This is a genomic window from Pseudomonas persica, from assembly GCF_900291015.1.
Lineage (GTDB): Bacteria > Pseudomonadota > Gammaproteobacteria > Pseudomonadales > Pseudomonadaceae > Aquipseudomonas.
Genome location: NZ_OLKL01000046.1, coordinates 58,324 through 71,163, shown reverse-complemented (window position 1 = coordinate 71,163; position 12,840 = coordinate 58,324). Strand labels below are relative to the sequence as shown.

Genomic DNA, 12,840 nt, shown 5'->3' with positions numbered 1-12,840 from the left:
AAGCGCAACATGCGAATTTTCGGCGAATGTCGTCTTCACAGTATAACCAGATTGCTTGGGGTTATATGGTCAAGTGAAGAAGCGCATACGGTGGATGCCTTGGCAGTCAGAGGCGATGAAAGACGTGGTAGCCTGCGATAAGCTTTGGGGAGTCGGCAAACAGACTGTGATCCAGAGATCTCTGAATGGGGGAACCCACTCAGCACAAGCTGAGTATCTTGTACTGAATACATAGGTGCAAGAGGCGAACCAGGGGAACTGAAACATCTAAGTACCCTGAGGAAAAGAAATCAACCGAGATTCCCTTAGTAGTGGCGAGCGAACGGGGACCAGCCCTTAAGTTGATTTGAGATTAGTGGAACGCTCTGGAAAGTGCGGCCATAGTGGGTGATAGCCCCGTACACGAAAATCTCTTGTCAATGAAATCGAGTAGGACGGAGCACGAGAAACTTTGTCTGAATATGGGGGGACCATCCTCCAAGGCTAAATACTACTGACTGACCGATAGTGAACCAGTACCGTGAGGGAAAGGCGAAAAGAACCCCGGAGAGGGGAGTGAAATAGAACCTGAAACCGTATGCGTACAAGCAGTGGGAGCCTACTTTGTTAGGTGACTGCGTACCTTTTGTATAATGGGTCAGCGACTTATATTCAGTGGCGAGCTTAACCGAATAGGGGAGGCGTAGCGAAAGCGAGTCTTAATAGGGCGTTTAGTCGCTGGGTATAGACCCGAAACCGGGCGATCTATCCATGGGCAGGTTGAAGGTTAGGTAACACTGACTGGAGGACCGAACCGACTACCGTTGAAAAGTTAGCGGATGACCTGTGGATCGGAGTGAAAGGCTAATCAAGCTCGGAGATAGCTGGTTCTCCTCGAAAGCTATTTAGGTAGCGCCTCATGTATCACTCCAGGGGGTAGAGCACTGTTTCGGCTAGGGGGTCATCCCGACTTACCAAACCGATGCAAACTCCGAATACCTGGAAGTGCCGAGCATGGGAGACACACGGCGGGTGCTAACGTCCGTCGTGAAAAGGGAAACAACCCAGACCGTCAGCTAAGGTCCCAAAGTCATGGTTAAGTGGGAAACGATGTGGGAAGGCTTAGACAGCTAGGAGGTTGGCTTAGAAGCAGCCACCCTTTAAAGAAAGCGTAATAGCTCACTAGTCGAGTCGGCCTGCGCGGAAGATGTAACGGGGCTCAAACCATGCACCGAAGCTACGGGTGTCATCTTTGATGACGCGGTAGAGGAGCGTTCTGTAAGCCTGTGAAGGTGAGTTGAGAAGCTTGCTGGAGGTATCAGAAGTGCGAATGCTGACATGAGTAACGACAATGCGAGTGAAAAACTCGCACGCCGAAAGACCAAGGTTTCCTGCGCAACGTTAATCGACGCAGGGTTAGTCGGTCCCTAAGGCGAGGCTGAAAAGCGTAGTCGATGGAAAACAGGTTAATATTCCTGTACTTCCAGTTATTGCGATGGAGGGACGGAGAAGGTTAGGCCAGCCTGGCGTTGGTTGTCCAGGTTTAAGGTGGTAGGCTGAAATCTTAGGCAAATCCGGGATTTCAAGGCCGAGAGCTGATGACGAGTTGCCTCTAGGCGACGAAGTGGTTGATACCATGCTTCCAAGAAAAGCTCCTAAGCTTCAGATAACTGGGAACCGTACCCCAAACCGACACAGGTGGTTAGGTAGAGAATACCAAGGCGCTTGAGAGAACTCGGGTGAAGGAACTAGGCAAAATGGCACCGTAACTTCGGGAGAAGGTGCGCCGGCGAGGGTGAAGGACTTGCTCCGTAAGCTCATGCCGGTCGAAGATACCAGGCCGCTGCGACTGTTTATTAAAAACACAGCACTCTGCAAACACGAAAGTGGACGTATAGGGTGTGACGCCTGCCCGGTGCCGGAAGGTTAATTGATGGGGTTAGCGCAAGCGAAGCTCTTGATCGAAGCCCCGGTAAACGGCGGCCGTAACTATAACGGTCCTAAGGTAGCGAAATTCCTTGTCGGGTAAGTTCCGACCTGCACGAATGGCGTAACGATGGCGGCGCTGTCTCCACCCGAGACTCAGTGAAATTGAAATCGCTGTGAAGATGCAGTGTATCCGCGGCTAGACGGAAAGACCCCGTGAACCTTTACTATAGCTTTGCACTGGACTTTGAATTTGCTTGTGTAGGATAGGTGGGAGGCTTTGAAGTGGGGACGCCAGTTCTCATGGAGCCATCCTTGAAATACCACCCTGGCAACTTTGAGGTTCTAACTCAGGTCCGTTATCCGGATCGAGGACAGTGTATGGTGGGTAGTTTGACTGGGGCGGTCTCCTCCCAAAGAGTAACGGAGGAGTACGAAGGTGCGCTCAGACCGGTCGGAAATCGGTCGTAGAGTATAAAGGCAAAAGCGCGCTTGACTGCGAGACAAACACGTCGAGCAGGTACGAAAGTAGGTCTTAGTGATCCGGTGGTTCTGTATGGAAGGGCCATCGCTCAACGGATAAAAGGTACTCCGGGGATAACAGGCTGATACCGCCCAAGAGTTCATATCGACGGCGGTGTTTGGCACCTCGATGTCGGCTCATCACATCCTGGGGCTGAAGCCGGTCCCAAGGGTATGGCTGTTCGCCATTTAAAGTGGTACGCGAGCTGGGTTTAGAACGTCGTGAGACAGTTCGGTCCCTATCTGCCGTGGACGTTTGAGATTTGAGAGGGGCTGCTCCTAGTACGAGAGGACCGGAGTGGACGAACCTCTGGTGTTCCGGTTGTCACGCCAGTGGCATTGCCGGGTAGCTATGTTCGGAAGAGATAACCGCTGAAAGCATCTAAGCGGGAAACTTGCCTCAAGATGAGATCTCACTGGGATCTTGAATCCCCTGAAGGGCCGTCGAAGACTACGACGTTGATAGGTTGGGTGTGTAAGCGCTGTGAGGCGTTGAGCTAACCAATACTAATTGCCCGTGAGGCTTGACCATATAACACCCAAGCAATTTGCGCACGAAGCCAAATTGTGGTGGTGAAGATGATACGAACCGAAAGTTCGCAAACCACAAATATCGCATATCCGGATTCGCTGGGCTGTCCATCTGGACATTCTGGCAACAGAATTTCTTGACGACCATAGAGCATTGGAACCACCTGATCCCATCCCGAACTCAGTAGTGAAACGATGCATCGCCGATGGTAGTGTGGGGTTTCCCCATGTGAGAGTAGGTCATCGTCAAGATTCATTTCGCAAAACCCCTATCTGCGCAGGCAGGTAGGGGTTTTGTCTTTGTGGCGAAAAATTTCCCGCCTCACCAGCCCCCCTGTGGGAGCGGGTTCACCCGAGAACACCGGCGCAGCCGGTGCCATGCACCGCGTCGCCTGCTTCGCGGCTAAAGCCACTCCCACAGAGATCGCGTTACAAGGCAAGGGCTGCTTCAGCCTGATGGCATCGGGCTCTTTCTGGTATCCACGTGATATCGTTCCCCCTCAGCCACCAGCGCCTGCCAGAGACCTCCCGATGCCCAACACCACCCACCTCCACCCCGGCTTCATGATCGTCCACGGCAACCGCCTCGACGACCTGCGCAGCCTGGTGGTGAGCTGGATGCGTCGCTATCCCTTGGCGCCGCTGGAAAACGAAATAGCCCTGGTGCAAAGCAATGGCATCGCTCAATGGCTCAAGCTGGCCCTTGCCGAAGACCCTCAGGACGACGACCAGGGCGGCTGCGGCATCGCCGCCGCCATCGACGTGCAACTGCCAGGTAGCTTCATGTGGCAGCTGTACCGCAGCGTGCTGGGCCGTGACGAAATTCCCGAAGTCTCCCTGCTCGACAAGGCACCGCTGACCTGGCGCCTGATGCGCCTGCTCCCGGCCTTGATCGAACGCCCGCATTTCGAGCCGCTGCGGCGCTTCCTCACCGACGACAGCGACCTGCGCAAGCGCTACCAACTCGCCGAGCGGCTGGCCGACCTGTTCGACCAGTATCAGGTCTACCGCTCGGACTGGCTCAAGGATTGGGCTGCTGGCGAGCACATCCTCAAAACCGCCCGCGGCGAGCGCAAGGCGCTGCCCCCGGGCAACCGCTGGCAGGCCGAGCTATGGCGTGCATTGCTGGAGGATGTTGGCGAGCAGAGCATGGCGCAGAGCCGCGCCGGGGTACACCAGCGCTTCATCGAGCGGATCAACAGCCTGGAGCAGGCACCTGCCGGTCTGCCGGCCCGGGTGATCGTATTCGGCATCTCCTCGCTGCCAGCCCAGGCCCTTGAGGCACTGGCCGGCCTGGCACGTTTCAGTCAGGTGCTGCTGTGCGTGCACAACCCCTGTCGCCACCACTGGGCCGATATCGTTGCCGACAAGGACCTGCTGCGCCACCAGTACAAGCGCCAGCAGCGCAAGCAGGGCATGCCCTTGCAGCTGGACGACCAGTCGCTGCACCAGCATGCTCATCCCTTGCTGGCCGCCTGGGGCAAACAAGGCCGCGACTACATCAACCTGCTCGACAGCTACGACGACCCCGGCAGTTACCAGGGCGTGTTCAGCGATGGCCGCATCGACCTTTTCAGTGACGGCTCGCCCACCACGCTGCTCAACCAGTTGCAGGACGACATCCTCGAACTGCGCCCGCTTGCCGAAACCCGCGAGCGGTGGCATCCCGTCGACCCCGCGAAGGACCGCTCGATCCGCTTCCATATCGCTCACAGCCCGCAACGCGAAGTGGAGATCCTCCACGACCAGCTGCTGGCCCGGTTCAGCGCCGACCCTAGCCTGCGCCCACGTGACGTGATCGTCATGCTGCCGGCCATCGACACCTACGCGCCGCATATCCGCGCCGTATTCGGCCAGTTGCAGCGCAACGACCCGCGCTACATCCCGTTCACCCTGACCGACCAGGGCCAGCGTGGCCGCGAACCCTTGCTGATTGCCCTCGAACACCTGCTCAAGCTGCCGGACAGCCGCTTCGCGGTCAGCGAAGTGCTCGACTTGCTGGACGTACCGGCAGTCCGGGCCCGTTTCGGCATTCGCGAAAACGACCTACCCACGCTGCACCGCTGGATCGAGGGGGCTGGCATCCGCTGGGGCCTCAATGCCGAGCAGCGGGCCAGCCTGGGCTTGCCCGCAGGGCTTGAACAGAACAGCTGGCGGTTCGGCCTGCGGCGGATGCTGCTGGGTTATGCCGTAGGCGTGGGTGAGGCCTGTGACGGCATCGAACCCTATGATGAAATCGGTGGCCTGGATGCGGCACTGATCGGCCCGCTGGTCGCCTTGCTCGACGCCCTCGACGTGGCCAGCCAGGCCTTGTCCGAGCTTGGCACTGTCAGTCAGTGGGGCGAGCGCCTGCATGCCTTGCTGCAGGTGTTTTTCCTGGCCGAGGGCGAGCGTGACGAGTTCCTGCTGATGCAGTTGCAGGATTTGCGCGATAGCTGGCTTGAAGTGTGCGAGGCCGTCGGCCTGCAAGACCCATTGCCGCTGACCGTCGTACGCGAAGCCTGGCTGTCGGGCCTTGACCAGGGCAAGTTGTCCCAGCGCTTCCTCGCCGGCTCGGTGAACTTCTGCACCCTCATGCCGATGCGCGCCATCCCGTTCCGGGTGGTCTGCCTGCTGGGCATGAACGATGGCGATTACCCCCGGGCCCAGCAGCCACTGGACTTCGACCTGATGGCCAGCGACTACCGCCCCGGTGACCGCTCGCGCCGTGAGGATGACCGCTACCTGCTGCTCGAAGCGCTACTGTCGGCACGCGACCAGCTGTATGTCAGCTGGGTCGGGCGCAGTATCCGCGATAACAGCGAACGCCCGGCCTCGGTGCTGATCGGCCAGTTGCGCGATCACCTTGCGGCCGGCTGGCAACTGGCAGGCGCGGAGCAGGGGCAGCCAGCAGAACCGGGCGAGCAACTGCTGCACGCACTGACCCAGGAGCACCCGCTGCAACCGTTCAGCCCACGCTACTTCCAGAAGGGCAGCCCGCTGTTCAGTTTTGCCCATGAATGGCAGGTGCTGCACCAGCAGGGTCAGGAAGACGAGCAGGGCGACCCCGGCCTGCCGCCCTACCATGACGATGAGGCCTTGAGCCTGACCCAGCTGAATGACTTCCTGCGCCACCCGGTGCGGCACTTCTTCAGCCAGCGTCTGAAGGTGTACTTCGAAGCACTGGAAGCACCGACCCCGGACGAAGAACCCTTCGTCCTCGATACCCTGCAACGCTACGGTGCCAGTGAAAGCCTGCTCGGTGCAGCGCTGGCCGAGCCGGACAATGCCGAACAGGCCCTGCAGGCCCAGGCTCGGCGCTTGCAGGCCTGTGGCATGCTGCCACTGGCCGGTTTCGGCGAACTGCTGCAGCGCGAGCTGATCGAGCCCCTGCCAGACTTGCTGCAACGCCACCGTCAGTTATTGCAACGCTGGCCACAGTTGGTCGAGGGCGCATTGCCGGTGCATTTCGAGCACGGCCCGCACCGCCTTGAAGGCTGGCTGGGCCGGGTGTTCCAGGCGGATGACCAGAGCCTGCTCAGCATCACCACCGCGCCCAACACCATCAGCGCCGGGCGTAACGCCCTCAAGTGGCACCGCTTGATCGCGCCTTGGGTCACGCACCTGGCGGCCTGCGCAGCGGGCTACCCCTATAACAGCGCGCTGGTGGCCAGCGACCTGACTCTGCTGCTTGCGCCACTGCCGCAAGCGCAGGCGGCGCAACTGCTGGGCGACCTGCTGGTGGCCCGCCAGGCGGCAATGAATGCGCCGTTGCCGGTCGCGGCCAAGACCGCGTTCGCCTGGCTGGCCCACGACGATAGCGACAAAGCCCTGGCTGCTGCAGCCCGCGCCTACGAAGGCGACGAGCGCACCAGCTTCGGCGAGCGCAGTGAGAGCATCGCGCTGGCCCGTCAGTTCCGCGACTTTGCCGCGCTCACCGCTGATGAAACCTTCGAAGGCTGGTGCGAAGCCTTGTACCGCCCATTGTTCAACGCCCCCTGGCAAACCCTGGGCAACCCGGAGAAAGGCGCATGACCCAGGACCGTCCCCTGGCACTGAGTTTCCCCCTGCATGGCAGCCAGCTGATCGAGGCCAGTGCCGGCACGGGCAAGACCTTCACCATTTCGGCGCTGTACCTGCGTCTGATCCTTGGTCACGGTGGCGAGCAGGGTTTTGACCGCGAGCTGCTACCACCGCAAATCCTCGTGGTAACCTTCACCGACGCCGCCACCAAAGAACTGCGCGAACGTATCCGCGCCCGTCTGGCCGAAGCTGCGCGGTTCTTCCGTGGCGAGCTGGCGGCGGTCGACCCGCTGCTGCACCAACTGCGTGACGACTACCCGGAAGAAGCCTGGCCACGCTGTGCCGGCCGCCTGGAAATCGCCGTGCAGTGGATGGACGAGGCTGCGGTGTCGACCATTCACGGTTGGTGCCAGCGCATGCTGCGCGAACATGCCTTCGACAGCGGCAGCCTGTTCACCCAGACCCTGGAAACCGACCACAGCGAGCTGCTGGGTCAGGTCATGCGCGACTACTGGCGGCGCTTCTGCTACGGCATGCAAGGCGACGCGCTGGCCTGGGTGCGCGGCCACTGGGGCAGCCCCGACGCCTTGCTGCCGCGAATCCGCCCGCTGTTCGGTCGCGTGCGCGCCCAGCTGGATGGGCCAGAGCCGGCGGCACTGATCCAGGCGTCGCTGCAGCAGCGTGGCGAGCAGTTGGCCCGGCTCAAGGCGCCTTGGGTGCAATGGGCCGAGGAACTGCGGCAGATCTGCCGTGACGGGGTGGCCACAAAACAGGTGGACGGCCGCAAGATGCGAGCCCAATACTTCGACTCCTGGTGCGACAAGCTCTGCGCCTGGGCCGCTGACGAACAGCTTGTTGAACTTGACCTGGGTAACGGCTTCATCCGCCTGACCCCGGCGGGCATGGCCGACGCCTGGAAAGGCGAGCCACCCGAGCACCCGGCCCTCAACGCCATGCAAAGCTTGCAGCAACAGTTGCAGGCCCTCGAAAGCCCGGATGCCCCATTGCTCGAGCATGCCGCCAACTGGGTATCGGCACGCTTTGAAGTGGAGAAACGCCGGCGTGCGGAAATGGGCTTCGACGACATGCTCCTGCGCTTGCAGCACGCCCTGGCCAGCGAGGCCGGCGAGCGCCTGGCCAGCCTGATTCGCGAACAGTTCCCGGTGGCGTTGATCGACGAGTTCCAGGACACCGACCCGGTGCAGTACGGCATCTTCGAGCGCATCTACCAGATCAGCGAAAACCGCGCTGAAACCGGCCTGTTCATGATCGGCGACCCCAAGCAGGCGATCTATGCCTTCCGTGGCGCCGACATTTACACCTACCTTGCCGCCCGCCGTGCTACCAATGGTCGCTTGCACAGCCTGGATACCAACTACCGCTCCAGCAAGGCCATGGTCGCAGCGGTCAACCAGGTATTCCTGCAGGCCGAGGCGCGTGAGGCAGGGCGCGGCGCATTCCTGTTCCGCGAGGCCGATGACAACCCGCTGCCGTTCATCGAGGTCCGCGCCAAAGGCCGTGGCGAGCAGCTGCTGATCGACGGTGAAGCCTGCGCAGCCCTGCAATGCTGGCATTTGCAAAGCGAAGAGCCGGTCTCCGGCAGCGTTTACCGCCAGCAGCTGGCAGCCAGTTGCGCCAGCCATATCGTCGCCTTGCTCAATGGCGGCCAGGAGGGCACGGCGGGCTTCCGCAATGCTGAGGGCGAGTGGCGCCCGTGCCTGCCATCGGACATCGCTATCCTGGTGCGCGACGGCCATGAAGCACAGATGGTTCGCGCCGAGCTGGCCGCGCGCGAGGTGCGGAGTGTGTACCTGTCCGACAAGGACTCGGTATTCGCCGCCCAGGAAGCCCACGACCTGCTGGCCTGGCTCAAGGCCTGCGCCGAACCCGACTCGGAGCGCCTGCTCAAGGCCGCCCTGGCCAGCCTCACCCTCGATCTGCCGCTGGCAGCGCTGGACCGCTTGAACCAGGACGAGCGGGTCTGGGAAGACTGGGTCATGCGTTTTCGCCGTTACCGCGACACCTGGCAGCGCCAGGGCGTGCTGCCGATGCTGCGGCACCTGCTGCATGACTTCCAGCTGCCGCGCACGCTGATCCGCCGCAGCGATGGCGAGCGGGTGCTGACCAACCTGCTGCACCTGGCCGAACTGCTGCAACAGGCTGCAGGCGAGCTGGACGGCGAGCAGGCGCTGATCCGCCACCTGGCCGAGCACCTGGCCAGTTCCGGTCAGGCCGGTGAAGAGCAGATCCTGCGCCTGGAGAGTGACGAGCAGTTGGTGAAAGTGGTGACCATCCACAAGTCCAAGGGCCTGGAATACCCCTTGGTCTACCTGCCGTTCATCTGCACCAGCAAACCGGTGGACGGCAGCCGCCTGCCGCTGGCCTGGCATGATAGCCAGGGCAACGCCCATCTCACCCTCACGCCGGACCAGGAACAGATCGATCGTGCCGACGACGAGCGCCTGGCCGAAGACCTGCGCTTGCTCTACGTGGCCCTGACCCGCGCCCAGCATGCCTGCTGGCTGGGTGTCGCCGACCTCAAGCGTGGCAACCAGAAGAGCTCGCAACTGCACCGCTCGGCGTTCGGCTACCTGCTGGGTGGCGGCCTCGCCTTGGCGGGCTCGCAGCAATTGACGGACTGGTTGCGGGCCTTGGCCGCGACCTGCCCGCACATCAGCTGCCCGGGCCTGCCGCAGGCAGATGAACAGGTGTATCGCATGCCACACGCCGAACGCGAGCTGCTGCCTGCCCGCAAGCCGCGCCGTGCGGCGGGGGCCGAGCATTGGTGGATCGCCTCCTACAGTGCCCTGCGCGTCGGCGACCAGACCCTTGGTGCCGACAGCTCTCAGGCCCAGCAGTTACTGGATGATGAAGTGGTCGATACCCAGGTGCTGCGCGAGGTCCCGGCCGACAGTGGCGATATCCACCGCTTCCCGCGCGGGCCCAACCCCGGCACCTTCCTGCATGGTTTGCTGGAATGGGTTGGCCGCGAGGGCTTCAGCGAGGTCAGCGGCAATGCACGGCTGATCGAGCGAACCGTTGGCCAGCGCTGCAACCGTCGTGACTGGAGCGGCTGGATTCCCACCCTGACCCACTGGCTGCAGCGCCTGCTGGGCGAAGCGCTGCCGTTGCCGGGCAACGACCTCAGCGTGACACTCGGGCAGTTGCGCCATTACCAGATCGAAATGGAGTTCTGGTTCGCCAGCCACCAGGTCGATGCCGAACAACTCGACCGCCTGGTGGCACGCCACACCCACCCCGGCCTGGCACGCCCGGCGGCGCAGCCGACCGTGCTCAACGGCATGTTCAAAGGTTTCATCGACCTGGCCTTCGAGCTGGACGGGCGTTACTACGTGACCGACTACAAGTCCAACTGGCTGGGCCCGGACATCCAGGCCTACGATGCCCTGGCCATGGAAAAGGCCATTCTCGAACATCGCTACGACCTGCAATACGTGCTGTACCTGCTGGCCCTGCACCGCCAGTTGCGCGCCCGCCTGCCTGACTACGACTACGACCGCCATGTTGGCGGCGCCCTGTTCATCTTCCTGCGAGGAGCCAGCAGCAGCGGCCACGGCGTTTATCACGCCAAGCCACCACGTGAGCTGATCGAAAGCCTCGATGCGCTGTTCCGTGGCGAGCACCCGCCTGCACAGCAGGACCTGTTTGCCGGAGCCGTGATATGAGCCGAAGTCTCGTCGACCTGTTGCCCACCCCGTTGCACGCAGAGCACCTGCTCGCACTGGCGCCACAGCATGACAGCGGCGACCTGCTGCAACTGCTCGACCGCTGGGTGGAGCGGGGCTGGCTACGTGCTCTGGACCGTGCATTCGTATCGTTCCTGGAAGAGCGAGCCCCCGGTAGCGACCCCCTGCTGTTGCTGGCCGCCGCCTTGGCCAGCCACCAACTGGGCCACGGCCATGTCTGCCTCGACTTGCAGCAAACCTTGGCCGAGCCCGATTTCGCCTTGTCGTTGCCGCCCGAAGGCGATGCCTTGATCGGCCCCTTGTTGCTGCCCTCGCAGTTGCTGGCCAACCTTGACCTGCACGCCTGGCGTCAACGCATTGCTGCCAGCCCGCTGGTGGCCGCCGGTGATACCCCGGGCCAGCAAGCGCGGCCGCTGGTGCTCAGCGGCGAGCGCCTGTACCTGCGCCGTTACTGGAGTTACGAGCGGCGCATCGACCATACCCTGCGCCAGCGCCTGACCCAGGCCGAAGCGCCTCCGGCCGACCTGCCTGGCCGTCTGACGCAACTGTTCGACGGTGGTGCGCCGGCTGGCCAGGTGGACTGGCAGAAGCTCGCCTGCGCCCTGGCCACCCGCGCCGGCTTCAGCATCATCACCGGGGGGCCCGGCACGGGTAAGACGACTACCGTGGTGCGTCTGCTGGCCTTGCTGCAGGCGCCGGCGGTGGAGCAGGGCAGGCCGTTGCGCATTCGCCTGGCCGCGCCAACCGGCAAGGCGGCCGCGCGCCTGACCGAATCCATCGGCCAGCAGGTCGAGCGCCTGCAGGTCAGCGCCGAGGTGCGCGGGCAGATCCCCACCGAGGTCAGCACCGTGCACCGCCTGCTCGGCAGCCGCCCCGGTTCGCGACACTTCCGCCACCATGCCGGCAACCCGCTGCCGTTGGATGTGCTGGTGGTCGACGAAGCGTCGATGATCGACCTGGAAATGATGGCCAATCTGCTCGATGCCCTGCCGCCGCGGGCACGCCTGGTGCTGCTGGGCGACAAGGACCAGCTGGCCTCGGTCGAGGCCGGCGCGGTACTGGGTGACCTGTGCCGGGATGCCGAGGAGGGCTGTTACTCGCCAGCGACCGAGGCATGGCTGGAGCAGATCGGTGGCGAGTCGCTGGCGGGCAGTGGCCTCAAGGCCGGCGATGAGCAGCGCAACCCGCTGGCCCAGCAGGTGGTGATGCTGCGTTTTTCGCGGCGTTTCGGCGAAGGCAGCGGTATTGGCCAACTGGCCCGGCTGGTCAACCGCCAGGACGCCCATGCGGCGCGCAACCTGCTGGCGGCGCCGCCGCCCGATGTGCACAGCCTGGCCCTGAAGCACGACCAGGATCGCGCCTTCGACCGGCTGCTGCTCGACGGCCTCAACCGCGGCAGCGACGGCCCGCAGGGTTACCGCAGCTACTTGCGCACCCTTGGCCGCTTCCGCCCGGCACTCGATACCGCTGTTGACGACCCCGCATGGGAGCAATGGGCGGGCAAGGTGCTGCACAGCTTCGAGGACTTCCAGCTGCTGTGCGCGGTACGCCGCGGTGTCTGGGGTGTCGAAGGCCTCAACGAGCGGGTGGCGCGGGTGCTGCACAATGCCGGGCTGATCGACAGCCAGCAGCCCTGGTACGAAGGGCGCCCGGTGCTGGTGACCCGCAACGACTACGGCCTGGGCCTGATGAACGGTGACATCGGCATCGCCCTGCGCCTGCCGGATGAGCGTGGCGAACCCTTGTTGCGCGTGGCCTTCCCGCGTAACGACGGCAGTGGCGGTGTGCGCTTCGTCCTGCCCAGCCGGCTGAACGAAGTGGAAACGGTATTCGCCATGACCGTGCACAAGTCCCAAGGCTCGGAGTTCAGCCACACCGCGCTGGTGTTGCCGGATGCGCTCAATCCGGTGCTGACCAAGGAGCTGGTATACACCGGCATCACCCGCGCCAAGCACTGCTTCAGCCTGGTCGAGCCTCGCCAGGGTATTTTCGAAGAAGCGGTCGCGCGCAAGGTACGGCGTATTTCCGGGTTGATGCTGGAGCAGGTGTAGGACCGAAATGGCCCTATCGCCGGCAAGCCAGCTCTCATAGAACTGCACATAACTCGTTGAATTAGCAGGGCCTCTGTGGGAGCGGCTTTAGCCGCGAACACCGGCGCAGGCGGTGCCATGCA

3 protein-coding genes and 2 rRNA genes are annotated in these 12,840 nt (G+C 62.6%); all 5 read left to right on the top strand.

The genetic code is table 11. From position 1 onward, the window contains the following. Positions 1-67 precede the first annotated feature (67 nt). The 5 genes from FQ664_RS22085 (at position 68) to recD (ending at position 12,718) form a co-directional block, all read left to right on the top strand. Positions 68-2,959 (top strand): 23S ribosomal RNA (locus FQ664_RS22085). Positions 2,960-3,094: 135 nt separating this feature from the next. Then, a 5S ribosomal RNA gene (rrf, locus tag FQ664_RS22080) occupies positions 3,095-3,210 on the top strand. Between the two features lie 279 nt (positions 3,211-3,489). Further along, entirely contained in the window at positions 3,490-6,972 is a 3,483-nt protein-coding gene (gene recC / locus FQ664_RS22075) for an exodeoxyribonuclease V subunit gamma (RefSeq protein ID WP_144174897.1), read from the top strand. Continuing rightward, positions 6,969-10,646: an exodeoxyribonuclease V subunit beta gene (recB, locus tag FQ664_RS22070; RefSeq protein WP_144174896.1), complete on the top strand. Its 3,678-nt coding sequence runs from the start codon at positions 6,969-6,971 to the stop codon at positions 10,644-10,646. Before recC ends, recB begins: the two co-directional genes overlap by 4 nt. After that, positions 10,643-12,718 carry an exodeoxyribonuclease V subunit alpha gene (recD, locus tag FQ664_RS22065; protein WP_144174895.1) on the top strand — a complete coding sequence of 692 codons (2,076 nt, stop codon included), beginning with the start codon at positions 10,643-10,645 and terminating at the stop codon, positions 12,716-12,718. The genes recB and recD overlap by 4 nt, the downstream gene beginning before the upstream one ends. Positions 12,719-12,840 lie beyond the last annotated feature (122 nt).

What these genes read in the sequence shown, in the direction of transcription:
- recC (WP_144174897.1), top strand. Translation starts at nt 3,490, where the DNA reads ATGCCCAACACCACCCACCTCCACCCCGGCTTCATGATCGTCCACGGC.
- recD (WP_144174895.1), top strand. Translation starts at nt 10,643, where the DNA reads ATGAGCCGAAGTCTCGTCGACCTGTTGCCCACCCCGTTGCACGCAGAG.
- recB (WP_144174896.1), top strand. Translation starts at nt 6,969, where the DNA reads ATGACCCAGGACCGTCCCCTGGCACTGAGTTTCCCCCTGCATGGCAGC.